Annotated in this window: 21 protein-coding genes; 15 read left to right on the forward strand and 6 right to left on the reverse strand. The window is 63.7% G+C overall.

The window, feature by feature from the left end; all coding sequences use genetic code 11:
- Positions 1 to 79: 79 nt before the first annotated feature.
- Positions 80 to 964, reverse strand: a complete 885-nt coding sequence (locus tag U1R88_RS20440; protein ID WP_322432895.1) for a LysR substrate-binding domain-containing protein — start codon at positions 962 to 964, stop codon at positions 80 to 82.
- Between the two features lie 137 nt (positions 965 to 1,101).
- Here U1R88_RS20440 and U1R88_RS20445 point away from each other — a divergent pair, with 137 nt between their 5' ends.
- The 12 genes from U1R88_RS20445 (at position 1,102) to U1R88_RS20500 (ending at position 13,972) form a co-directional block, all read left to right on the forward strand.
- Positions 1,102 to 2,295 carry a 2-aminoethylphosphonate--pyruvate transaminase gene (locus U1R88_RS20445; protein WP_322432896.1) on the forward strand — a complete coding sequence of 398 codons (1,194 nt, stop codon included), beginning with the start codon at positions 1,102 to 1,104 and terminating at the stop codon, positions 2,293 to 2,295.
- Positions 2,296 to 2,325: 30 nt separating this feature from the next.
- Complete coding sequence (gene phnA, locus U1R88_RS20450) at positions 2,326 to 3,585, forward strand: phosphonoacetate hydrolase (RefSeq protein WP_322432897.1); 1,260 nt, start codon at positions 2,326 to 2,328, stop codon at positions 3,583 to 3,585.
- Complete coding sequence (gene phnY / locus U1R88_RS20455; protein ID WP_322432898.1) at positions 3,582 to 5,036, forward strand: phosphonoacetaldehyde dehydrogenase; 1,455 nt, start codon at positions 3,582 to 3,584, stop codon at positions 5,034 to 5,036. The genes phnA and phnY overlap by 4 nt, the downstream gene beginning before the upstream one ends.
- 6 nt (positions 5,037 to 5,042) lie before the next feature.
- On the forward strand, positions 5,043 to 6,206 hold the full coding sequence (locus tag U1R88_RS20460; RefSeq protein ID WP_322432899.1) for a TIGR03364 family FAD-dependent oxidoreductase: 1,164 nt from the start codon (positions 5,043 to 5,045) through the stop codon (positions 6,204 to 6,206).
- Positions 6,203 to 7,549 carry a (R)-1-hydroxy-2-aminoethylphosphonate ammonia-lyase gene (gene pbfA / locus U1R88_RS20465; protein ID WP_322432900.1) on the forward strand — a complete coding sequence of 449 codons (1,347 nt, stop codon included), beginning with the start codon at positions 6,203 to 6,205 and terminating at the stop codon, positions 7,547 to 7,549. Before U1R88_RS20460 ends, pbfA begins: the two co-directional genes overlap by 4 nt.
- A 7-nt stretch (positions 7,550 to 7,556) precedes the next feature.
- Positions 7,557 to 8,570 (forward strand): C-terminal binding protein, encoded by a 1,014-nt coding sequence (locus U1R88_RS20470; protein WP_322432901.1) that lies wholly within the window; start codon positions 7,557 to 7,559, stop codon positions 8,568 to 8,570.
- Between the two features lie 283 nt (positions 8,571 to 8,853).
- Positions 8,854 to 9,882, forward strand: coding sequence for a 2-aminoethylphosphonate ABC transporter substrate-binding protein (locus tag U1R88_RS20475; protein ID WP_322432902.1), 1,029 nt, complete (start codon positions 8,854 to 8,856; stop codon positions 9,880 to 9,882).
- Positions 9,883 to 9,896: 14 nt separating this feature from the next.
- Positions 9,897 to 11,036 carry an ABC transporter ATP-binding protein gene (locus U1R88_RS20480; RefSeq protein ID WP_322432903.1) on the forward strand — a complete coding sequence of 380 codons (1,140 nt, stop codon included), beginning with the start codon at positions 9,897 to 9,899 and terminating at the stop codon, positions 11,034 to 11,036.
- The gene (locus U1R88_RS20485) at positions 11,029 to 11,895 is read left to right on the forward strand and encodes a 2-aminoethylphosphonate ABC transporter permease subunit (RefSeq protein WP_322432904.1); all 867 of its coding nucleotides are present in this window, start codon (positions 11,029 to 11,031) and stop codon (positions 11,893 to 11,895) included. The genes U1R88_RS20480 and U1R88_RS20485 overlap by 8 nt, the downstream gene beginning before the upstream one ends.
- The gene (locus tag U1R88_RS20490; protein WP_322432905.1) at positions 11,879 to 12,676 is read left to right on the forward strand and encodes an ABC transporter permease subunit; all 798 of its coding nucleotides are present in this window, start codon (positions 11,879 to 11,881) and stop codon (positions 12,674 to 12,676) included. Before U1R88_RS20485 ends, U1R88_RS20490 begins: the two co-directional genes overlap by 17 nt.
- Positions 12,673 to 13,128, forward strand: a complete 456-nt coding sequence (locus U1R88_RS20495) for an NUDIX hydrolase (RefSeq protein ID WP_322432906.1) — start codon at positions 12,673 to 12,675, stop codon at positions 13,126 to 13,128. Before U1R88_RS20490 ends, U1R88_RS20495 begins: the two co-directional genes overlap by 4 nt.
- A gap of 367 nt (positions 13,129 to 13,495) precedes the next feature.
- Positions 13,496 to 13,972 (forward strand): DUF2127 domain-containing protein, encoded by a 477-nt coding sequence (locus U1R88_RS20500; RefSeq protein WP_322432907.1) that lies wholly within the window; start codon positions 13,496 to 13,498, stop codon positions 13,970 to 13,972.
- A gap of 9 nt (positions 13,973 to 13,981) precedes the next feature.
- Here U1R88_RS20500 and U1R88_RS20505 read toward each other — a convergent pair whose 3' ends face one another.
- From U1R88_RS20505 to U1R88_RS20520, 4 genes are all read right to left on the reverse strand, one after another.
- A complete protein-coding gene (locus tag U1R88_RS20505) occupies positions 13,982 to 15,208 on the reverse strand; it encodes an MFS transporter (RefSeq protein ID WP_322432908.1) in 1,227 nt (408 codons plus the stop codon).
- A gap of 1 nt (position 15,209) precedes the next feature.
- Complete coding sequence (locus U1R88_RS20510) at positions 15,210 to 15,752, reverse strand: Chromate resistance protein ChrB (protein WP_322432909.1); 543 nt, start codon at positions 15,750 to 15,752, stop codon at positions 15,210 to 15,212.
- A gap of 123 nt (positions 15,753 to 15,875) precedes the next feature.
- On the reverse strand, positions 15,876 to 17,003 hold the full coding sequence (locus tag U1R88_RS20515; protein WP_322432910.1) for a Gfo/Idh/MocA family protein: 1,128 nt from the start codon (positions 17,001 to 17,003) through the stop codon (positions 15,876 to 15,878).
- On the reverse strand, positions 16,990 to 17,958 hold the full coding sequence (locus U1R88_RS20520) for a hydroxyacid dehydrogenase (RefSeq protein WP_322432911.1): 969 nt from the start codon (positions 17,956 to 17,958) through the stop codon (positions 16,990 to 16,992). Before U1R88_RS20520 ends, U1R88_RS20515 begins: the two co-directional genes overlap by 14 nt.
- Positions 17,959 to 18,157: 199 nt before the next feature.
- Here U1R88_RS20520 and iolD point away from each other — a divergent pair, with 199 nt between their 5' ends.
- The 3 genes from iolD to U1R88_RS20535 all read left to right on the forward strand — a co-directional run bounded on the left by iolD (position 18,158) and on the right by U1R88_RS20535 (position 21,826).
- The gene (gene iolD, locus U1R88_RS20525; protein ID WP_322432912.1) at positions 18,158 to 20,002 is read left to right on the forward strand and encodes a 3D-(3,5/4)-trihydroxycyclohexane-1,2-dione acylhydrolase (decyclizing); all 1,845 of its coding nucleotides are present in this window, start codon (positions 18,158 to 18,160) and stop codon (positions 20,000 to 20,002) included.
- Between the two features lie 101 nt (positions 20,003 to 20,103).
- A complete protein-coding gene (iolE, locus tag U1R88_RS20530; RefSeq protein WP_322432913.1) occupies positions 20,104 to 21,003 on the forward strand; it encodes a myo-inosose-2 dehydratase in 900 nt (299 codons plus the stop codon).
- Positions 21,004 to 21,007: 4 nt separating this feature from the next.
- Positions 21,008 to 21,826 (forward strand): SDR family oxidoreductase, encoded by an 819-nt coding sequence (locus U1R88_RS20535; RefSeq protein WP_322432914.1) that lies wholly within the window; start codon positions 21,008 to 21,010, stop codon positions 21,824 to 21,826.
- A gap of 73 nt (positions 21,827 to 21,899) precedes the next feature.
- On the opposite strand, the gene U1R88_RS20540 is transcribed toward U1R88_RS20535, so the two are convergent.
- On the reverse strand, positions 21,900 to 22,769 hold the full coding sequence (locus U1R88_RS20540; protein ID WP_322432915.1) for a MurR/RpiR family transcriptional regulator: 870 nt from the start codon (positions 22,767 to 22,769) through the stop codon (positions 21,900 to 21,902).
- Positions 22,770 to 22,927 lie beyond the last annotated feature (158 nt).

Genomic DNA, 22,927 nt, shown 5'->3' on the forward strand with positions numbered 1-22,927 from the left:
CGCAGCGATTTTCCGGGCTCGCCCCCGCAGCGATGCCTCGCCGTGGCCGATCATTGCCGCTGTCGAGAAGGAGAAGGGCCTAACCGCTCATCGGGACCCGGTTGGCAAGTTCCCTCGCAATTCCAAGGAAGGCGCGGATGGCTTTTGCGTCGCTTCGCTCGCTCAGGCAGACCAGCGCCTCTTCCATCAGCATCGGAGGGCCCGAGATCGGAATCCTCATGAGCCGGCCGTCATTGCCGAACTCAGCCTCGGAGACGAAGCCGAGGCCGGCGCCCGACGCCACGATCTCGCGGACGGCTTCGCGCCCTTCCGCCTCGATAGCATATTTCAACCTGATACCAGCATCGGCGGCCCCGTCCTCCAGGCGTTTGCGGGTCTTGGAACCGCGCTCGCGAATGACGAGCGGCATTGTGGCCAGATCGGCAAAGGAAAGGCTCCTGCGCCCGCCAAGATCGAAGTCTGCTGCAGCGAAGGCAATGATCGGCGTGGCGTTGAGGGTGATGATCTCGAAGTCGCGGCCCGCCGGCACCTCCCCCACGACACCGATATCCGCTTCATAATTGAACAGGCTCTTGATCACCGTTTCGGTGTTGCCGGACCGGACGGTGACATGGACCCCCTGATAGCGCCGGCGGAACTCGCCCATGATATGCAGCACGTGGTGGGCCGCATCGGCGACAATGCGCAGTGTCCCGGCCCGAAGAGAACGGGATTCCGACAAGAGTTCGAGAGCCTGATTCTCCATTTCGAACATGCGCCGCGTCACAGCCAGAAGTCGTTCTCCAGCCTCCGTCAGCACGACCTGCTTGCGCTGCCGGTTGAACAGGAGCGTGTCATATTCCTCCTCCAGCTTGCGAACCTGGTCGGAGATCGCCGGCTGGGTCAGCAGCAATTCGCTGGCAGCGCGGGAAAAGCCGCCTGAAATCGCCACATAGTGAAAGGCGCGAAGCTGAACATAGCGCATCGACGATCATCCCCAAGGCACGATATCTCCCATATATAACCACAGCTTATACACGGATACAAAATAACGATTTTTAGAATAGATTGGGCCGGTCCTATATGGTGACCGAACGAACGGCATCTGATGAGGACCGGCCCATGCACGATGGTGCGTCGACGCAAGCTTTTGCCCCTCCCCTGCTCGGTGAGCCCTATCTCCTGACGCCAGGCCCCTTGACCACCGCCGCCGAGGTAAAGCAGGCCATGCTGCGCGACTGGGGCTCCTGGGACGCCGATTTTCGCGCCATGACGGTCGAGCTTCGGCAAGGCCTGCTCGCCCTGACCGGCGACAGCAAGGGCGAGTATGACTGTGTGCCGATGCAGGGCTCGGGCTCGTTCTGCGTCGAGGCCATGCTCGGTTCCTTCGTCCCCAGCGACGGCAAGGTGCTCGTCCTGGCCAATGGCGCCTATGGCCTGCGGGCCGCCGAGACCATGCGCTATATCGGCCGCCCCTACACCCTGATCGACAAGGGCGACTACCTGCCCCCGCGCGGCGATGAGGTCGCGGCCGCGCTCGATGCGGATCCGGGGATCACCCACGTCCTCGCCATCCACTGCGAAACCTCCTCCGGTATCCTCAACCCGGTGGCCGAGATCGCTGCGGTGGTCGAGAGCAAGGGACGCAAGCTCCTCATCGATTCCATGAGCGCCTTCGGCGCCATCCGGCTCGACGTCAACGAAATCCGCTTCGAAGCCATGGTCTCGTCCGCCAACAAATGCATCGAGGGCGTGCCGGGCTTCGGCTTCGTGATTGCCCGCAAGGATGCGCTGAAGGCGGCACAGGGCATCAGCCATTCGCTCAGCCTCGACGTCCATGCGCAATGGGCCACGATGGAGAAGACCGGGCAATGGCGCTACACACCGCCAACCCATGTGGTGGCGGCCCTCCTGCAGGCCCTGCGCATGCATGCCGCCGAAGGCGGCGTGGCAGCACGGGGCGCCCGCTATATGCGGAACCGCGACGTCATGGTGGCGGGCATGCGCGAACTCGGCTTCGAGACGCTGCTCTCCGACACCTGGCTCTCGCCCATCATCGTCACCTTCTTCTGCCCGGCCGATCCGAGTTTCGTTTTCAGCCGCTTCTACGAACAGATGAAACAAAAGGGGTTCATCATCTATCCCGGCAAGCTGACTGTGGTCGACTCCTTCCGCGTCGGCTGCATCGGACGGATGGATGAGCATGTCATGCGCAAGGTGGTCGAGGCGGCCCGCCAGTCTCTCACCGAGATGGAGGTCGCTTCCGCCGCCCCGCCCGCCGACGCCATTGCCGAACGCGCAAAGCTCGCCGCCTGAGGCGGCCCGTATTGAAGGGATCGATCCTCGATGAACCACATGTCCCCCGTCTCGGTCTCCGCCAACGAGCGCAATTATGCCTGGCCGCGCGTGCCGGCGATCGCCATCTGCCTCGACGGCTGCGAGCCGGCCTATCTCGATGAAGCCATCAAGGCCGGGCTGATGCCGGCGCTCGAGCGCATCCTGCAGAAGGGAACGGCCAGCACCGCGCACAGCGTCATTCCCAGCTTCACCAACCCCAACAATCTGTCGATCGTCACCGGGCGCCCGCCCGCCGTGCACGGCATCTGCGGCAACTACCTCTACAACCCCGAAACGGGCGAGGAGGTGATGATGAACGATCCCAAATTCCTGCGCGCGCCGACGGTGTTCAAGGCATTCTACGATGCCGGGGCCAAGGTTGCCGTGGTCACCGCCAAGGACAAGCTGCGCGCCCTCTTGGGCCACGGCCTGTCCTATGACGACGACCGTGCCGTCTGCTTCTCCTCGGAAAAGGCCAGCACCACCACCAAGGCCGCCAACGGCATCGATGATGCCTCCAAATGGCTGGGGCGTCCGGTACCGGACGTCTATTCGGCGGAACTGTCCGAATTCGTGTTCGCCGCCGGCGTCAAGCTGCTGCGCGAATTCCGCCCCGACGTCATGTATCTGACGACGACCGACTATGTTCAGCACAAATACGCCCCCGGCGTGCCACAGGCGAACGCCTTCTACGCCATGTTCGACAAGTACCTCGCCGAGCTCGACGCCCTGGGCGCCGCCATCGTCGTGACCGCCGACCACGGCATGAAGCCGAAGCATCATGCGGACGGCTCGCCCAATGTGGTCTATGTCCAGGATCTGATGGATGAATGGCTCGGCAAGGACGCCGCCCGCGTCATCCTGCCGATCACCGATCCCTATGTCGTGCACCATGGTGCGCTGGGCTCGTTCGCCACCGCCTATCTGCCCAAGGGCGCGGACCGGGAAGCCATCATCGCAAAGCTGCGCAATGTCGAGGACATGACGCTGGTGCTCGGACGCGAAGAGGGGTGCCGGCGCTTCGAACTGCCCGAAGACCGCATCGGCGACATCGTCATGGTCTCGGGCGAGAACAAGACGATCGGCACCTCCGAGCACCGGCACGACCTCGCCGCCCTCGACGAGCCGCTACGCTCGCATGGAGGCCTGACCGAGCAGGCGGTGCCCTTCATCGTGAACCGCCTCCTGCCCGATTTGCCGCAGGCGCCGACCCTGCGCAATTTCGACGCCTTCTACTACGCCACTCTGGCAGCGGCTGAGCCAAAATGAACACGCCCGAGAAAACCATCAAGGTCCGTCATGAACCGATGCGGATCGCCGGCCGGCTGGTCGAAGCCGAGGCGACCCTCGAGGTCCGCTATCCCTATACCGATACGGTGGTCGGCACCGTGCCGGCGGGGCGGGCCGAGCATGCCCGCCAGGCCTTCGAAATCGCGGCCGGCTACCAGTCCAAGCTCACGCGCTACGACCGCCAGAAGATCCTCTTGAAGACGGCCGAGCTCATCAACGCCCGCAAGGACGAGATTTCCGATCTCGTCACCAGCGAACTCGGCATTTGCAAGCAGGACTCGCTCTACGAGGTCGGGCGCGCCTTCGACGTCTTCACGCTCGCCGGCCAGATGTGCATTCACGACGATGGCCAGATCTTCTCCTGCGACCTCACCCCGCATGGCAAGCAGCGGCGGATCTTCACCCAGCGCGAGCCCCTCACGGCGATTTCGGCGATTACGCCCTTCAACCATCCGCTCAACATGGTGGCGCACAAGGTGGCGCCGGCGATCGCCACCAACAATTGCGTGGTGGTGAAGCCGACGGAACTCACGCCGATGACGGCGCTTGTCCTGGCGGACATTCTCTACGAAGCCGGCCTGCCGCCGCAGATGCTCTCGGTGGTGACGGGATGGCCGGCGGAGATCGGTGATGAAATGATCACCAATCCCCATATCGACCTGATCACCTTCACAGGCGGTGTGCCCGTCGGCAAGATGATCGCCTCCAAGGCCGGCTACAGGCGCCAGGTCCTGGAACTCGGCGGCAACGACCCGCTGATCATCCTCAACGATCTCGATGACGCCGACCTCGCCAGGGCGGCGGATCTCGCCGTCGCCGGCGCGACCAAGAATTCCGGCCAGCGCTGCACCGCCGTCAAGCGCATCCTCGTGCAGGAGAAAGTTGCCGATCGCTTCGTGCCCCTGGTGCTCCAACGCGCCAAGGCCATCCGCTTCGGCGATCCCTTCGATCCGGCCACCCAGCTCGGCACGGTGGCGCATGAGAAGGCCGCTGCCCTGTTCGAAAAGCGCGTCCACATGGCGGCGGAGGCCGGCGCCCAGATCCTCTACGATCCCGGCCGCCAGGGCGCGCTGCTGCCGCCGATCGTCGTCGACAGGGTGCCGCATGCGAGCGAGCTCGTCATGGAGGAGACCTTTGGCCCGATCGTGCCGATCATCCGCGCCCCGGATGACGACGAGGCCCTGATCGCGCTTTCGAACTCGACGGCCTTCGGCCTCTCCTCGGGTGTGTGCACCAACGACTTCCGGCGCATGCAGGCCTTCATCACCGGCCTCAGGGTCGGCACTGTCAACATCTGGGAAGTGCCGGGCTATCGCATCGAGATGAGTCCCTTCGGCGGCATCAAGGATTCGGGCAATGGCTACAAGGAAGGCGTCATCGAGGCGATGAAGTCCTTCACCAACGTCAAGACCTTCTCGTTGCCGTGGTAGCGCTTCATGCCCGAGACCTTTGATCTTGCCGTCGTCGGGGCCGGTATTGTCGGCCTCGGCCATGCTCTCGCGGCAGCCCGGCGCGGGTTACGAGTGGTGGTCGTCGATCGCGACAGCGCGACCAATGGTGCTTCCATCCGCAATTTCGGCCTGGTCGTCGTCAGCGGCCAGACGCCGGGTCCTTCCTATCGGCGCGCCAGGCGCAGCCGGGAGGTCTGGCTCGCGACGGCGGCCGAAGCGAAGATCGACATACTCCATCGCGGCATGGTGATCGCCGCCCAGCGCCCCGAGGCACTCGACGCCATCGAGGCGTTCTGCGCCACGCCGGAAGGCGCTTCATGCCAGGTCCTGACTGCAGCCGAACTGGCGGAGCGCGAACCTTCCCTCGCCGGTTCCTCTGCCATTGGTGGCTTCTTCAGCCCGCATGAATTGCGGGTCGAATCCTCGCTCGCCTTGCCCCGCCTCGTCGAATGGCTCCAAGCGCATCATGGTGTCAGCTTTCGCTTCGGCACGGCGGTGCGAGGCGTCGAACCTGGCCGGCTTCTCACCAGCACCGGGGATGTTGCGGCCTCGCGCATCGTGGTCTGTCCGGGCGACGATCTCACCACACTCTTCGGCGACACGATCGCGGAATACCGGGTGCGGCGCTGCAAGCTGCAGATGCTGCGCCTGGCCGATCCCGGCTTCCGGCTCAAATCGGCGCTGATGTCCGATCTCAGCCTCCTGCGCTATGGCGCCTTTGCCACATTGCCGGAAACGTCGGCGCTGCGCCGGCGGCTCGAAAGCGAGCGGGCAAGTGCCCTGGCGAACGGCGTTCATCTCATCGTCACCCAATCGGCCGATGGCTCTCTCGTCGTGGGCGATTCACACCATTACGGCGTCACGCCGGATCCCTTCGCCTCCACCGAGGTCGACGCCCTGATCCTGGCCGAATACGAGGCCCTATTCCGCGCGTCGCCTCCCCGTGTCACCGCTCATTGGGTCGGCACCTACGCGTCCTCGTTGAAGGACGAGGCGCTCCGCCTGCCCCCTTGCGACGGCGTCAGGCTGGTGATCGTGACCAGCGGTACGGGTGCGAGCACGGGTTTTGCTCTCGGCGAGGAGACGGTTGCCGAGCTTTTTGGTGACCGAAAAGGGGAGCGGGCGCGGCCCGGCTGTGAGGCACCATGACCCTGATCCATACCGAGGGCGAATCCAATACCGCCGAGGCGCGACGTGACTGGAACGCCAGGCAGCATCACGCCTCCTCGGCCGCACTGCTGCAGCGCGATGCCGATGTCTTCCTGCATCAGAGTCTTTCCAGCCCCTGCGTGTCGACCATCGCCAAAGCCGAAGGCATCTGGATCGAAGACCTCGCCGGCCGGCGTTACATGGATTTCCACGGCAACAGCGTCCACCACATCGGCTATGGGCATCCGCGCCTCAAGGAAGCCATCCGGGCGCAGATGGACACCCTGCCCTTCGCCCCGCGCCGCTTTACCTGCGAGACGGCTGTCGAACTGGCCGAAACGCTGGCAGCGCTCTCGCCGGGCGATCTTGGCAAGGTGCTTTTCACCACGGGTGGCTCGGACGCCATCGAGGTTGCCCTCAAACTGGCGCGCGCGGCGACGGGTCGGTTCAAGACACTGTCCTTCTGGGATGCGTTCCACGGCGCCGGCTTCGGCGCCTCCAGCGTCGGCGGCGAGGCGACGTTTCGCTCCGGCATCGCCGGCCCCCTCCTGCCGGGCAGCGAGCATGTGGCGCCCTGGGCCCCGCATCACTGCCCCTACGGCACGAATTCGCTGGAGGAGTCGGCTCGCGCCTGTGCCAGCATGATCTCCTATGTCCTGGCCCGGGAGGGCGATTTCGCCGCCTTCATCGCCGAACCGATGCGCGCGACCCCGCTCGTTCCGGCACCGGGATTCTGGAAAAGCGTGCGCGAAGCCTGCGACAGGCATGGCACGCTGCTGATCTTCGACGAGATTCCGACCGGCCTCGGCAAAACAGGCAAATTCTTCGCCTCCGAGCATGACGGCGTCACCCCCGATATCCTCGTGCTCGGCAAGTCGCTTGGCGGTGGCATGTTGCCGATCGCCGCCGTCGTCGCCCGTCGCGACCTCGATGTCGCCGGCGACTACGCCATCGGCCACTACACCCATGAAAAGAACCCTGTCACCACGCGGGCCGCACTGACCACTATCGCCATCATCCGCGAGGAGGGCCTCGCCGAGCGCGCCAGGGAGCTAGGCGATTACGCCATGGGCCGCATGCGCGAGCTGATGACCCGTTCCGCCCATGTCGGCGATGTGCGCGGCCGAGGATTGATCTTCGGTGTCGAGCTCGTCGAGGACCGGCAGGGGCTTCAGCCCAACCACGCGTTGGCCGAGCGGGTCTATTATCGCTGCCTGGAAAACGGCCTGTCCTTCAAGATCAGCCAGGGCAATGTGCTGACGCTGTCACCGCCGCTGACCATTGCCAGGGATGACCTCGACCGCGCCCTCGCCATCGTCGAGGACGCAGTCCTGGCAGAATGAGGGCGCCATGGTGAAGGCTATCAGGACCGACCGGGAACTCGAATGCCCCGGCATCGATGCGGGGCTCCGGGCCCATGGCGTCGAGCTCGTCACCCTGCCGGAGGGCATTTCGGAAGATGATCTGTGTGCGGCGGTGGCCGACACCGATCTCCTGCTGATGTGCTACACGCCGATCACTGCCCGGGTGATCGCAGCAGCGCCCCGTCTGCAGGGCATCGTCAAATATGGCGTCGGCATCGATGCGATCGACATCCCGGCGGCCATGGCGCGCGGCATACCCGTCGTCAACATCCCCGATTATGCCGAGGACACAGTCGCCGAAGGCGCCTTCGCTTTGATGATCGCGCTTGCGAGGCGGTTGCCGGCCATCAGCAGCGCGGTTGCCGAGCAAGGCTGGCTCTGGCCCGAGGCGTGCTGGCTCGGGCGCGACATCGCCGGCGCGACGCTGGGCCTGGTCGGCTGCGGCAGGATCGGCCGCAGCCTTGCCCGCATGGCCGGGGCCGGCTTTCGCGCCCGCGTCCTGGGCTATGATCCCTATCTCGACGCCGCAGCCCTGCGCAAAGCCGGCATCGAGAAGGTCGATGCCCTGCATGACCTGTTGGCCGCGGGCGATTTCGTCTCGATCCACAGCGTCCTCAACCAGAGTACGCAAGGCATGGTCGGAGCGGCGGAACTTGCCTGCATGAAGCCGACCGCCATCCTGGTCAACGTGTCGCGCGGCGCGCTGGTCGATGAAGCAGCCCTGGTCGATGCGATCGTCGAAGGGCGCCTGGGCGGTGCCGGCCTCGACACCTACTCGCTCGCCCCCCTGCGCAAGGCTGGCCACCCGCTGAGCCAGCTCTACCGTCATGACAACGTCATCCTGCTTCCGCATCTTGCTTTTTTCACGGTCGAGGCCATGCAGCGCCTGGAAGCGGACACCTTGGTCCGCTGCGAGGAAATCCTTCAGGGCCGGCCGGTGACGGTTCGTTCTAACGACCCTCGCCTGCGAGCACAGCGCGCCGGTATTCAGTTCGCCTGAAGCGTTTTGCGATCTGGCGGCAATCGCAAAGACATGTCGAAACAATGAGTTGGGGGCAGGAGAACGCTCATGCTGGGGCGTGCTTTGCTCGTGGAAACGCGCAAAACCACGGCCTCGCTCCAACTATAAGCCTGATCTTTCATTGCATAAGATAAATAGATTTTACTTATCGGACGCCTGAAAACACAGTTCAGCCAGGCGTTCGGCTCCGGCCGCGGCAAGAGACAGGCAAAAAGCGAAGAAAGCCGCCAAACGCTCACATCCGTCCCGAGAGGAGAACGTCATGAAATCCAGGTTCGTCCTGATTGCAGCCCTGATGTTAGCCGGCATAGCCGTTCCGGCCCATGCTGATGGTGTGGTCACCATCTACAGCGCCGACGGCCTGCATGACGGCACGCCGAGCTGGTTCGGCGATCAGTTCGAAGCCTTCACCAAGGCGACCGGCATCGAGGTCCAATATGTCGAGGCCGGTTCGAGCGGCGTGGTCGACCGCCTGGCCAAGGAAAAGTCCAACACCCAGGCCGACGTGCTGGTGACGCTGCCGCCCTTCATGCAGAAGGCCGCCGCCGACAGCCTCGTGGAAGCCTACAACCCGGCGGGAGCCGACAAGATCGAGGCCCCCGACAAGGATGCAGGCGGACGCTTCTACGCCCTGGTCAACAACTACCCCAACTTCATCTACAACGCCGAAGTCCTCAAGCAACCCCCGGCGAAGTACGAGGATCTCCTCGACCCCAAATTCAAGCAGAAGCTGCAATATTCGACGCCGGGACAGGCCGGCGACGGCACGGCCTTCATGCTGCAGACCTTCCACGCCTTCGGCAGCAAGGAGAAGGGGCTCGACTTCCTCAAGAAGCTCCAGGCCAACAATCTCGGCCCTTCCGCCTCGACCGGCAAGTTGACGGCGCTGGTCAACAAGGGCGAACTCTATGTCGCCAATGGCGACATGCAGATGAACCTGTCCCAGCAGGCCGACAATCCGAACATCCAGATCTTCGTGCCGGCAGGCCCTGACGGCAAGAAGACGCTGTTCGCCCTGCCCTACTACATTGCCTTGGTGAAGGGCGCCCCCAACTCGGAAAATGGCAAGAAACTCATCGACTTCCTGCTGTCCGCGGAAGCGCAGAAGCAAGTCAGCGTCGTTGCCAAGGGCCTGCCGGTACGCAATGACGTCAAGCCGGAGGACGAGAACTACAAGAAGCTCCAGGCCATGCTGCAGGGCGTCGAGATCTGGAGCCCGGACTGGATGGGCGTGCTGTCCGGATTGAAGGACAACGTCGCCGCCTACAATTCGGCCATTTCGAGCAATTGAGAGCCGACAGAGCCATGGCGAGCGCGCAGCTGAAAACCGGTCCGGGCACCGAAGCCAAGGCTGCCGCTCCTGGCGGCAGTCGCATCGGTTTCGAGAATGTCTCGGTTACCTACGGCAATCTGACGGTTCTGCATTCCCTCACGCTGACCGTCAATCCGGGCGAGGTCGTCGCCCTGATCGGCCCCTCGGGCTCAGGCAAGACAACGGCGTTACGCGCTGTTGCGGGCTTCGTCCAGCCCTCATCGGGCCGGATCATGATCGGCGACCGCGACGTCACGCATCTCGCCCCCTATGACCGCAAGATCGGCATGGTGGTGCAGAACTATGCCCTGTTCCCGCATATGCGCGTCGACGAGAACGTCGCCTTCGGCCTGCGGGCCCATGGCACCGCCGAGGACGCCATCCGCCAGCGCGTGCCCGAGTGCCTGGCGATGGTGGGCATGTCCGCCTATTCGCGGCGCTATCCCCGCGAGCTTTCGGGCGGGCAGCAGCAACGCGTCGCCATCGCCCGTGCCCTGGCGCCGCGTCCGCAGGTCCTGCTGCTCGACGAGCCGCTTTCGGCCCTCGACGCCCAGATCCGCCGGGCCATGATCGACGAAATCGCCAAGCTGCATACCAGCCTGCCGAACCTGACGGTGCTCTATGTCACGCACGACCAGTCCGAGGCGCTTACGCTGGCCAACCATATCGGCATCATGCGGGATGGCAAATTGCGCGCCTTCGGCACGTCCCAATCCCTGTTCCGCAATCCCCCGAACCGCTTTGCGGCCGAATTCCTCGGCCGGGCGAATCTGGTGCCGGTCAAGGATCTGCAGCCCACCGAGAACGGGCATGCCCGGGTGAGCTTCGGCGACACCTTTCTCTTCGCCCGCAACCATCACCGCCTTGCCAGCGGCAGCGATTGCCTGCTGTGCGTCCGCCCGCACGATTTCCGCTTTACCCGCGCGGCCTCGGAGCCCAACGCGCTCAAGGCCACCGTGCTCAGCGTGCAATGGCAGGGCGATGTCCAGAACATTACCTTCGAAACGGGCGGGCACACGATCCGCATGACGACGCCACCCATGGCCGATCCACCGCAGGCCGGCGAGAGTGTGCGCATCCATTTCGAGCCCGGTGACGTCACCCTGGTACCGGAGGATCCCGCCCATGGCTGACATTGCGCTCGGCGCGGCCCCGGCGCGACGCAATCTCGACGGGTTCTGGATCCTGCCGCCTCTTCTCGTGCTGGCGCTGCTGTTCTTCTACCCCCTCGCCCTCATCATCCGCGCCTCGCTCGGGGACGGTCCGCCCTCGCTCGCCACCTTCGAGCAGGTCCTCGGCTCGCGCCAGTTCCTCGACGGGCTCTATCACACCATCGTCATCGCGATCTGCTCCACCATCGGCTGCCTGCTGCTGGGATTCGTCCTGTCGGTGGTGTTCGCCTTCGTGCCCTTTCCCGGCGCCAGGCTGGCGAGCCGACTGATCGACACGGTGATCGCGCTGCCGACCTTCCTCGTCACCCTTGCCTTCACCTTCATCTATGGCTCGGCCGGCATTCTCAATGAAACGCTGATGCATGCCTTCGCCCTGCAGCTGCCGCCCATCGATTTCCTCTATTCGCAATGGGGCGTCGTGCTGGCGGAGGTGACGGTCTACACCCCCTTCGTCATGCGCCCGCTTCTTGCCACCTTCTCCCAGATCGACCATGCCCAGATCGAGGTGGCTAGCAGCCTCGGCGCTCGGCCCCTGCGCATCGTGCGGAAGGTGATCTTTCCGGCCGCCCTGCCGGCCCTGGTCGCCGGGGGGAGCCTGTGCCTGCTGCTCACCGTCAATGAATTCGGCATCGTGCTGTTCATCGGCGCCAAGGACGTCATCACCCTGCCGCTGCTGATCTACAGCAAGGCGATCCAGGAGTTCGACTATGCGACCGCCTGCGTCATCGCCGTGGTGAACATCGCGCTCTCACTCGGCCTCTACACGCTCTATCGCATCATCGTGGCTCATTTCGGAGGCAGCAATGCTGGTGTGGTCTAAAGCCGAGCGCGGTGCCCTGTGGGCGACCGTGGTGCCGCTTTTCCTCCTCGTCTACGGCCTGCCGATCGGGGTCATCGTCCTCGCCAGCTTCAGCGGGCAGTGGAACGACATCCTGCCCTCGCACCTGACGACCCGGCACTATGCCGATGCCTTTCGCACGGCCTCCTTCGCATCGCTCAAGGCCAGCATCCTCACAGGGATCATCGCCAGCCTGGCGGCGCTCGTCTGCGGCACCTGGGCCGCCCTGGCCCTGCGCCGCTTCAGGCCCCTGCCCAAGCGGGTGCTCGACCTGTTCTTCTTCGTACCGAGCGCGGTGCCATCCGTCTCCATCGGCCTTGGCCTGCTGGTCGCCTTCAGCCAGCCCCCCTTCCTGCTCAACGGTACGCGGCTGATCGTGCTGATCGCGCATTTCATGCTGATCTCTGCCTTCACCTACGGCACGGTCACCGCCGGCCTCGCCCGCCTTCCCATCGATTGCGAACAGGTTGCCGAGAGCCTGGGCGCGCGCCCCTTCTACCGCCTGCGGCGCGTAACGCTGCCCTTGCTCACGCCCTATCTGATCGCCGCTTTCAGCCTCTCCTTCGCCCTGTCGATGGGAGAACTCGGGGCGACAGTCATGGTCTACCCGCCGGGCTGGGTCACCCTGCCGGTCCGCATCTTCTCGCTGTCGGACCGCGGCGCGATCTTCGATGCCGCCACGCTCACGACGATTTTGGGTGCCGCAACCCTGATCGTGCTGATCACCCTCACGCGCCTTTCGAGCAGGGCGATGTCGAGATGACGCCGGACCTTGCCAAACCCTCGCCCTCCCTGCGCCAGGTCGCGGCACTGCCGGTACGGATGAAGCGCGGACGCCTGGAGGCCTGCCTCGTCACGACACGCACGACGAGGCGGTGGACCTTGCCGAAGGGCTGGCCGATCAAGGGGCGCAAGGATCCCCAGGCGGCAAGGATCGAGGCAAAGCAGGAAGCCGGCCTAGTCGGCAAGGCCGACAAGAAGCCGATCGGCACCTATCCCTATTGGAAACGCCTCGATACCCATTTTGTCCTGGTCGAAACCACCGTCTATCGCGTCGAGGTCAAGGCGACCTTGAAGAAATGGAAGGAACAGGGCCAGCGGGACGTGCAATGGGTGCCGCTGGAAGAAGCGGCGCTTCTCGTCGCCGAACCGGGCCTTGCCCGCTTGCTGCGAGACCTGACGCATCGAGCCTACAGCATCGAACCTGATTTCTGAAGCAGGCTCGATGCTGTAATTCCTTGTTGCCGCATCTTTTTTGCCGAAAACCGGTACCCACTTTTCGGCGCGATGCTCTAGCCAATCGGGCTGGGGCTCCTGAATTCGCCAGGACTGAAAGCACTGCTCCTGGCTACCCCCGATCGATCCGCAGGATATCAAGCAAGAGCGCTCCTCGCCTGGGCTCGCCATGCTCGGAAATGCAAGTCCTCTATTCGGCGCCATGATCGAGGACTACAACAAGGCGATGCTGCCATTCTGTGCACAACAGTGCTGGTATTCCGCGCGACGGCCAATGCCCAGGCTCGAACTGCAGCTCGCATGTGTATATTCGTATTCTCCCCGCTGATGCTGGCGCCATCATCTCATGAATGAACATCGGGTTCACAAGATCTTCCAGATCGGCGTTCTGCTGAAAGGGGTACATGCACTGACAGAATGCGCAGGCGGCATCGCCCTTGCCCTGGTCAGCACCAATACAATCCGCGCTTTCGTCAACTGGCTCACGCAAGAGGAGCTGATCGAAAACCCGCATGACTTCATCGCCAGCCACCTATCCACCTTCGCCCAGAATTTTTCCATCGAGACGAAGCGCTTCTACGCATTCTACCTGCTGGGTCACGGCGTGGTGAAACTGGCGCTGGTTATCGGCTTGCTGAAAGGCAAGCTTTGGTCGTATCCGGCATCGCTGATCGTGCTCGGGCTTTTCATCGTCTACCAGCTCTACCGCTTTTCCTACACGCATGGCGCAGGGCTGATCGTTCTCACCATCCTGGACGTCGTGGTGATGGGGTTGATCTGGCACGAATACCGTCTCGTGCGGCGCCATTTGCCTATGAAGTAGAGCCTCCGGTCATCCACGCATTCCGGACAGATGCGCGCGGACCGGCAGCAAGGCGAGCAGGGTCAATAGCGAGAAAGCAGCCCCTGCGAGAAAGGTGGCTTGCGGCCCTGCCAGATCCCACAGCGCCCCTGCGATCACGCTGGCGGCGAGCAGCGCGAGGCCGGTGATCAGATTGAACATGCCGAAGGCGGTGCCGCGCAGCTCGGCAGGCGCAGTCTCCGCAATCAAGGTGGCCAGCAGTCCCTGAGTGAACCCCATATGCAGCCCCCAGAACGCCACGCCCAGGCACACGCCCATGATGCCGGAGGCGAAGGCGAGCACCAGATCGGCAACAACCAGCAGGACGAGGCCGATGACGAGGATCGCTATCCGGTCCATCCGGTCTGAAAGGATGCCGGCCGGATAGGCCGAGAGCGAATAGGCAAAGGCCATGATCACCAGCACGATCGGCACGAACGCCAGGGGCAGGCCGATCGACTGCGCGCGCAGGATGAGAAACGCTTCGGAAAAACGGGCGAGCGTGAAAACCGCCGCGACGACAACCACCCACCAATACGTCTTTCCGAGGCGGCGCAACTCGTCGCGCCGGAGCGGCATGCGGATGCGGCGCAGGTTCTGCGGTCGCTCGGGCTCCTTGACCGCCACCAACAGGACACCGACGGACAGGAACGCCGGCACGACTGCAATCCAGAACACGGCCTGGAAGTGATTGGCCGTCAGCCACATCAGGCCGATCGCCAGAAGCGGACCTGCAAAGGCACCGATGGTATCCAGCGATTGGCGCAGACCGAAGCTCGCACCGCGCAGATGCGGCGGCGCAAGGTCGGCGACGAGGGCATCGCGAGGCGCGCCCCGGATCCCCTTGCCGATACGATCGACGAACCGCGCCGCAACCAGCCAGTCGATCGAATTGGCCAGGGGAAAGACCGGCTTGGTGAGGGCGGCCAGACCATAGCCGAGAGCAGCCAGGAATTTGCGTTTGCCCAGCCAGTCGCTGAGCGCACCCGAGAACACCTTGGTGATCGAGGCGGTCGCTTCCGCGATGCCCTCGATGAGGCCGACGGCAAGCGTGGACGCGCCAAGCACCGTCACCATGTAGACGGGCAGGAGCGCGTGGATCATCTCCGACGAAACATCCATCAGCATCGACACGAAGCCGAGCGCCCAGATGCCGGCTGGAATGCCGCGGCGCGAGGGAGAAGGCGTCATGGTTTCGGCTGTCTTCCGACCGGCCATCTCAGCGGTTCTCGTCCTGCGCCTCGAAGACGCGCTGGGCGTAGCCGTCGAGCAGCGCCTCGCAGGCCCGCAGGCGCTCGGCCGCCTCCCCTGCGAGCGAGGCACCGTAAAAATCGAGTTTCCTGATCTTTTCGAGCCACCCCTGGAGCTTCTTGAGGTCGGTGTCCTCTTCCTCCAGCTCGGCATAGGTGAACTTGTTGATCGCGATTTCCTTGGCGATCTCCTTTTCGAAATCGGCGCATCGGCCGAGAAATTCGCGATACTGCTCGTCCCGATCGTCCTTGAAGCGGCTTACGACCTTCTCTTCCTGACCATGATCGAGCGCGACCGTCTCCAGGATCACGCAGTCCCCCGTGAGGTCGGCGATATCGTTCTCGATCATCTTCAGGCGGCGGATGTGGTCATTGGTCTTGGGCAGGAGACACACGCCGTTCTGCAGATAGACAGCCCCCATCCCCTTGAGCCGCCGCCAGAGCGCGATACGCCTGGCAGCGGGTTCGGGTGGCACCTTATAAGTCAGCAACAACCAGGATAGTGAAACCATGGGACCGACTGTAATGAAACGATCGTAACATTTCAATTGCAATCGTGCTATGGGTTCTCCGACATATCCGCCTATTCTCGATGAAAAGCCTGCGACGAGGTCGGCCTGCCTTTCCGCCGGCAACTATCGGGAGGTGTCGATCCAGCGCCCCTCGACGCTGGATCTTTGGATCGCCTCGACCAGCGACTGGATGCGATGGCCCGCCTTGAAACCGAAGGGCTCGGGCCGTTTGCCGGCGATGGCGTCGACGAAACCCGCGATCTCGATCGCCTTGAGGTCGTTGAAGCCAAGCTGGTGGCCGGGGGCAACGCAGAACAATCCATAGGGGGCGTGGTCCGGGCCGGCCTCGATGCGCCGGAAGCCACGCCGTCCCTGCCGGTCGGCCGCGTCGAAGAAATGGAGTTCGTTGAAGCGTTCCTGGCTGAAGACCAGGGCTCCCCTGGTGCCATAGACCTCGAAATCGTGCTGCATCTTGCGGCCCATGGCGATCCAGCTTGCCTCCAGGCTGCCGGTCGCGCCGTTGGCGAACCGCAGGAAGGCCCGGCCGAGATCGTCGACTTCGACATTCCGTCGGGCCCCCTTGCCATCGGGACGACTGGCGATCACGGTGACGCTGTCACCCTGGACACGCTCGATCGGCCCGAGCAGGAACTCCGCCGTTGCCAGCGCATGGCTGCCCAGATCCGCCAGGGCTCCGCCGCCGGCCGGATCGTGCCGGAAGGTGAAGGGGCTTTCGGCATCGGCCATGTAGTCCTCGGCGTGAATGCCTCGATAGCTGCGGATCTCGCCCAACTCACCGCCGCGGATCATCTCGCGGGCCAGCGAAAACAGCGGATTGCACAGATAGTTGAAGCCGACCTGGGTACGGACGCCGGCAGCTTGCGCGGCCTGCGCCATCTCGGCGGCATCGGCCGCGGTGGTGGCAAGGGGCTTTTCGCAATAGACATGCTTGCCGGCCGCCAGCGCAGTAAGCGCCATCTCCTTGTGCAACGCATTGGGAGCGGTAATGTCGATCACATCGATGTCGGGATCGGCGATCAGGGTTTTCCAGTCGCCCGACGACGTACTGAAACCGAGCGTCTGCGCCGCGGTGGCGGCCAGCTCCGCACTACGGTCGGCAACCGTGTGCAGCACGATGTCATAGGCGAGGTCGAAGACCCGCTGTGCGGCCGCAAAGCCGAAGACATGGGTCTTGCCCATGAAACCCGTGCCGATGAGGCCGATTCTGAGTTGCTGCTTAGCAGTTGGCATTGAGCTGTTCTTTGTTGACGACAAGGGCAGGGTCGATGGCGCCGGAAAAGAAATCGAGCACGTTCTGTACCGAAGAAATGGCCATCCGCTCGGCGCATTCAGCCGTCAGGCCGGCGATATGCGGTGTCAGGATCACCTGATCGAGCCCGAACAGCGGGTGGTCGGCAAGGGGAGGTTCGTCATCGAAGACGTCCAGGCCGGCAGCCGAAATCCTTCCCTGGCGTAGCGCCTCGAGCAGGGCCGCCTCGTCGACGACGCCTCCGCGCGCAGTATTGACGACAATTGCGGAGGGTTTCATCGCCGCGAGTTCTTCGGCACCGATCGCCGGGCGCGCAGCCTTGGGCACATGCACCGATATGACGTCCGCCCAGCCCAATCCGGCGGAAAGGTCATCGACGGCGGCAACCGGTCCGTCAGGCCAGCCGGCGACCTGGAGATAGGGATCATATGCCCGGATTTCCATGCCGAAGGCTCCGGCATATCGGGCGAGCTGGCGTCCCGTCCGGCCAAACCCCATGATGAGGAGACGCTTGCCGGATAGTTCCGTGGCTTCGAGCCTGTTGCGCCAGGTCCAGTTGCCCTCGCGCACGCTGGCATCGGCCCGCAACAGCTTCTTGGCGCAGGCAAGCAGCAGCAACATCGCGTGCTCGGCCACCGAGATCGAATTGACATCGCCCACGATCGCAAGCGCGATGCCTCTGTCGTTCAATGCCGGCAGGTCGACGGCATCATAGCCGACACCGTGCCGCGAAACGATCTTGAGCTTGTCGGCTCGGGCGATGACGGGGGCCGAGAGAGGCTGCGTGCGAATGACCAGGCCGTCCGCGGCGGCGATGAAAGGGGCGTAGCTTTGTTCCGAGACCTCTTCGACATAGTCGAACGTCACCTCGGGAGCGGCTTGCAGCAATGCGATTCCGCTCGGATGCAATTTGCCGGCGACGAGTACGTGCGGCATCGTTTCCTCCGGCCCAGCGCTGGTGGCTGGTTCTGTCGACCGTTTCATGCCCGGTGATGGAGGGGTGCGCCATCATGCTCGCTCATCAGCTGGCATCTTCCTCTGCAAGGCATTTTGCAATGGTGATTGCAAATATGTTGCATTGTCAATAATCATTTCGTAAGCAATGGAAAAATCGCGGTTGCGTGGGAGGAACACGATGCCGGCAACACTCCGCCTCACCATGGCCCAGGCCCTGGTCCGTTATCTGTGCAATCAGTTTACAGTCGTAGACGGGGCGAAGGTTCCGCTCTTTCCGGGCGTCTTCGCGATCTTCGGCCATGGCAACGTCACCTGCCTGTCCGAGGCCCTAGAGGCGGTCAAGGACACCTTCCCGACCTGGCGCGGCCAGAACGAGCAGTCGATGGCCCTGGCGGCAATCGGCTTTGCCAAAGCCAAACGCCGGCGCCAGATCATGGTGGCGGCGAGTTCGATCGGGCCCGGTGCGCTCAACATGGTCACCGCGGCCGGCGTCGCCCATTCCAACCGCCTGCCGGTGCTGCTGCTATCGGGCGACACTTTCGTCAACCGGCGCCCCGATCCCGTCATGCAGCAGGTGGAGCATTTCGGCGATCCCACCATCAACGTCAACGACGCGTTCAAGGCCGTGACGCGCTACTGGGACCGCATCGTCCATCCCGAACAGATCATCTCCTCCCTGCCGCAGGCCGTGGGCATGCTGCTGGATCCGGCCGATTGCGGGCCCGCCTTCATCGCGCTGCCGCAAGACGTCCAGGAAATGGCCTGGGACTATCCGGAAGCGTTCTTCGAGCCTGTCGTGCACAAAATCCCGCGGCCGCGCCCGGATCGCGACCGGCTCCAGGAAGCAGTCAAGATCCTGCAGCAGGCAAAGCGGCCCCTGATCATCTCAGGCGGCGGCGTGCGCTATTCCGGCGCCGAAAAGGCCCTGGCCGAGTTTGCCGCGAAGCGAGGCATTCCGCTCGCCGAGACCATTGCCGGCAAGGGTGCCCTCACCCACGACCATCCCGCCCATGTCGGGCCGATCGGCATCGTCGGCTCGACCTCCGCCAATGCGCTCGCAGGTGAGGCCGATGTGATCCTCGCCATCGGCACACGCCTGATGGACTTCACCACCGGCTCCTGGACCGCCTTCTCGCAGACGGCGAAATTCATCTCCATCAACGCGGCGCGCTGGGACGCCACCAAGCATCGGGCTCTGGCCGTGATCGGCGATGCCCTGGAAACCGTCGAGGAACTGGCGGGCGCTCTTGGCGATTGGAGAGCGCCGGCCGCCTGGACACAGAAAGGCGTGGCGGAATTCGCCAAATGGAATGCCATGCTCGATGGCTTCCAAAAGCCTACCAACGAGCCGGTGCCGACCTATGCGCAGGTCGTTGGGGTGGTGAATGCCAAGGCCGGCAGCCGGGACCTGCTCATCACCGCTGCCGGCGGCCTGCCCGGCGAAGTCATGAAGAACTGGCGGGTCAAGGAGCCCAATACCTTCGACTGCGAGTTCGGCTTCTCCTGCATGGGCTATGAGATCGCCGCGGGCTGGGGCGCGGCCATGGCCGATCCGACGCGCACACCGATCGTCATGGTCGGCGACGGCACCTACATGATGATGAACTCGGACATCTATTCGACCGTCCTGAGTGGCCACAAGATCATTGTGATCGTCTGCGACAATGGCGGCTATGCCGTGATCAACCGACTGCAGAATGCCAAGGGCGGGGCTTCCTTCAACAATCTGATCAAGGACTGCCGGGTGAAGGAACCCTTCGCGGTCGACTTCGCCAAGCACGCCGAAGCCATGGGCGCCCTGGCCCGGCAGGTCGACAGCCTCGCCGATCTCGGCCCCGCCATCGAATGGGCCCAGAACAACGACCGGACCACGGTGATCTCCATCGTGTCAGACGCCTTCACCTGGACGCCGGGTGATGCCTGGTGGGATGTCGGGGTTCCCGCTACGAGCGAGAGGGGCCAGGTGCGCGAGGCACATGCCTCCCAGCTTGACGGGCGCAAGCGCCAGCGTGTCGGGGTATGACGGGCGCATATTGCGATGCGCCAAAGCTATCCTGATCCGCCAAGACTGTCCTTTGGATGTGATCGACCTCGATTTCCATCGATGCAGATTTGGAGAACCCCATGAAAGCCCGACTTGGCATCGCACCGATTGCCTGGTGGAACGACGACTTGCCCGAACTCAGCGATGACGTATCGCTCGACGAGTGCCTGCGCCAGGCCCGCGAGGCCGGCTTTACCGGCATGGAGACGGGCCGTCGTTTCCCGATGGATCCCGGCGAGCTCAAGCCCGTCCTGGACAAACACGGCATGAGCGTTTGCGGTGGCTGGTTCTCCGGCCTGCTGCTCGACGGCGATATCGAGATGGAAAAAGAGCGCATCGCCGGACAGATGGCCCTCTTCAAGGCGGTCGGGGCGCCGTGCATCGTCTATGGTGAAACCGCCGGCACCATCCAGGGTAATCGCTCGGCGCCTCTGGCGACCAAAAGGCGGCTGGGCGAGGAAGAAATCAAGGCCTATGGGCGCAAGATGACGACCTTCGCCGAATGGTGCGCCGGCCAGGGCATGCCGATCAGCTACCATCATCACATGGCAGCGGTGATCGAGACCGAGGCCGAACTCGATCTCCTGATGAAGCACTCCGGAGAAGCCTTGCCCCTGCTCTACGATGCCGGTCACATGGCTTTCGCCGGCGGCGACGTGCTGCGGGTGATCGACAAGCACCATGTCCGCATTTCCCATGTCCACACCAAGGATATCCGCGCCGCGGTGGTCGAAGGCCTCGATCGCACCAAAGAGAGCTTTCTTGATGCCGTGGTGAAGGGGGCCTTTACCGTCCCCGGAGACGGATCCCTCGATTTCGAGGCGATCGTGAAGCGGCTGGCCGCCCATGGCTACGAAGGATGGTTCGTCGTCGAGGCGGAGCAGGACCCCGTCAAGAGCCCGCCGCTGCAGATGGCCAGGATCGGGCACAAGGAATTGCTGCGGGTGATGGCCGCGGCCGGCTATTCGGTGGAGAATTGATGCCATGAACCGCATGGATGGAAAGATCTGCGTCGTGACCGGCTCGACGCAGGGGCTGGGGGCCGCGATCGCGCAGCAACTGGCTGCCGCGGGAGCTGTCGGCCTGGTCACGCTTGGCCGCAATGCCGCCAAGGGGCAGGCGGTGGCCGATGAGATCAGGGCGCGGACCGGCGTTGCCGTTCACTTCGTCAAGGCCGATGTCGCCGATGTCGGGCAGTGCCGGCACGCCATTGCCGAAGCCGACCGCGTCCATGGCCGGGTGGATATCCTCGTGAACGCCGCCGCCTGCACCGATCGCGGCACGATCCTCGATACCTCGCCCGAGTTGTTCGACCTGCTCTTTGCCACCAATGTCCGCGGGCCCTACTTCCTGATGCAGGAGGCGATGAAGCTGATGATCCGCGACGGCATTGCGGGATCTGTCTGCAATATCGGCTCGATTTCCGAACATGCTGGACAGCCTTTCATCAACGCCTATTGCGCCTCCAAGGGCGCCCTGGCGACGCTGACCCGCAATACGGCCTTCTCGGTGATGAAGAACCGTATCCGCGTGAACCAGCTCAATGTCGGCTGGATGTCGTCCGATCATGAACGCGAGCTGCAGGCGGCCTCCACCGGCGATCCCGACTGGGAGGCCAAGGCCGCGGCAGCACTGCCTTTCGGCCGGCTCGTCGATCCCGCCGAGGCGGCCAGGGCCGTCAATTTCATCGTCTCCGATGATGCCGGGCTGATGACGGGTGCCGTCATCAACTATGACCAGACGGTGTGGGGCGGAGCGGCCGGCATGATGCCGGTCCCCACCGAAGCCCTTTCCCTGGCCTGATCGCCTTGGCCAAGGGCATGCTGGCGACCGGAAGCGGTCTTTAACGGGCCGCTTCTTCTCGAATGCACTCGTTCTAAGGCTGCGTGACGATCGGGATGCGGGGATCGGGAGCCTTCTGCAGGCGTGCCGCCAGCGCCGCCGTCAGGGACTGCGCCAGGCACATCGGGGCCGCGAGAGACCGTGAAAACGTATATTGATGCTCGGGCACTGCGAACAGCACGGTTGCATTCTTGGCGAGGGGCGAAAGGGTCGAGTCCGTTATCGCCAGGATCGGCAGCTTCCGGGCAGCCGCCTGCTCGACGATATTGACGACTTCGGTCGCATAAAACCGGAAAGAGACGGCAAAGAGCAGATCCGTGGGCCGCATGGTGCCGGCGATATGGGTGGAAAGGCCGCCGCTCGCATCGAGGAGAACGGTGCGCTTTCCCAGCATGGTCAGGATGTAGCGGGTGAGATCGACGATCGGCGCCGAGCGAAGCTGGCCGACCAGATAGATGGTGTCGGCCTTCTCCATCAGGTCGACGGCCTTTTCGATGGTCTCTCCCGTCGTCAGGTTCAGCAGTTCCTGCAAGGCGTCGATGTCGCGCAGGACCAGATCGTGCAGGAAGCCCCAGCCGCCGACATTCTCCCGGTCGCTCAGCTCCGACTCCAGGGCCTTGATTCTGGCCTGGAAGCCAGGCGCGGCGGTCGACAGGCGTCGCTGGAAGACCGCCTGCACCTCCTTGAAGCCCTTATAGCCCAGCATCTGGGCAAAACGAACGAAACTGGAGGCATGAATGCCGCAGGTGTCCGCGATGGCGTTGAGGGACATCACCGCGACATCATTGGGATTTTGGGTCAGGTAAACGGCTATATTCTGATAGGCCTTGCTCATCCCGTCATATTTGTCGTGGATGACCCGAATTAGGTCCTCATAGTCTTGCGGGACACTGTCGGCGCCCATGAATATGTCCTTCTCCAATCACCGGCAGCTTGGGAATATGCCGTATACAGATCGCGCTTTATCATAGGTATGCCGCGCAGCGTTAGCCACGCGGCATATCTGGACGTGCCCACAGGGTGGCCCGGAAGACCGATGGGCCCTTGCAGGCTGTATGGAAC

This window comes from Labrys sedimenti, from assembly GCF_034424805.1.
Classification (GTDB): domain Bacteria; phylum Pseudomonadota; class Alphaproteobacteria; order Rhizobiales; family Labraceae; genus Labrys; species Labrys sedimenti.

Coding starts and splice junctions, on each gene's coding strand:
- U1R88_RS20440 (WP_322432895.1), bottom strand. CDS start 964: ATGCGCTATGTTCAGCTTCGCGCCTTTCACTATGTGGCGATTTCAGGC.
- U1R88_RS20445 (WP_322432896.1), top strand. CDS start 1,102: ATGCACGATGGTGCGTCGACGCAAGCTTTTGCCCCTCCCCTGCTCGGT.
- phnA (WP_322432897.1), top strand. CDS start 2,326: ATGAACCACATGTCCCCCGTCTCGGTCTCCGCCAACGAGCGCAATTAT.
- phnY (WP_322432898.1), top strand. CDS start 3,582: ATGAACACGCCCGAGAAAACCATCAAGGTCCGTCATGAACCGATGCGG.
- U1R88_RS20460 (WP_322432899.1), top strand. CDS start 5,043: ATGCCCGAGACCTTTGATCTTGCCGTCGTCGGGGCCGGTATTGTCGGC.
- pbfA (WP_322432900.1), top strand. CDS start 6,203: ATGACCCTGATCCATACCGAGGGCGAATCCAATACCGCCGAGGCGCGA.
- U1R88_RS20470 (WP_322432901.1), top strand. CDS start 7,557: ATGGTGAAGGCTATCAGGACCGACCGGGAACTCGAATGCCCCGGCATC.
- U1R88_RS20475 (WP_322432902.1), top strand. CDS start 8,854: ATGAAATCCAGGTTCGTCCTGATTGCAGCCCTGATGTTAGCCGGCATA.
- U1R88_RS20480 (WP_322432903.1), top strand. CDS start 9,897: ATGGCGAGCGCGCAGCTGAAAACCGGTCCGGGCACCGAAGCCAAGGCT.
- U1R88_RS20485 (WP_322432904.1), top strand. CDS start 11,029: ATGGCTGACATTGCGCTCGGCGCGGCCCCGGCGCGACGCAATCTCGAC.
- U1R88_RS20490 (WP_322432905.1), top strand. CDS start 11,879: ATGCTGGTGTGGTCTAAAGCCGAGCGCGGTGCCCTGTGGGCGACCGTG.
- U1R88_RS20495 (WP_322432906.1), top strand. CDS start 12,673: ATGACGCCGGACCTTGCCAAACCCTCGCCCTCCCTGCGCCAGGTCGCG.
- U1R88_RS20500 (WP_322432907.1), top strand. CDS start 13,496: ATGAATGAACATCGGGTTCACAAGATCTTCCAGATCGGCGTTCTGCTG.
- U1R88_RS20505 (WP_322432908.1), bottom strand. CDS start 15,208: ATGGCCGGTCGGAAGACAGCCGAAACCATGACGCCTTCTCCCTCGCGC.
- U1R88_RS20510 (WP_322432909.1), bottom strand. CDS start 15,752: ATGGTTTCACTATCCTGGTTGTTGCTGACTTATAAGGTGCCACCCGAA.
- U1R88_RS20515 (WP_322432910.1), bottom strand. CDS start 17,003: ATGCCAACTGCTAAGCAGCAACTCAGAATCGGCCTCATCGGCACGGGT.
- U1R88_RS20520 (WP_322432911.1), bottom strand. CDS start 17,958: ATGCCGCACGTACTCGTCGCCGGCAAATTGCATCCGAGCGGAATCGCA.
- iolD (WP_322432912.1), top strand. CDS start 18,158: ATGCCGGCAACACTCCGCCTCACCATGGCCCAGGCCCTGGTCCGTTAT.
- iolE (WP_322432913.1), top strand. CDS start 20,104: ATGAAAGCCCGACTTGGCATCGCACCGATTGCCTGGTGGAACGACGAC.
- U1R88_RS20535 (WP_322432914.1), top strand. CDS start 21,008: ATGAACCGCATGGATGGAAAGATCTGCGTCGTGACCGGCTCGACGCAG.
- U1R88_RS20540 (WP_322432915.1), bottom strand. CDS start 22,769: ATGGGCGCCGACAGTGTCCCGCAAGACTATGAGGACCTAATTCGGGTC.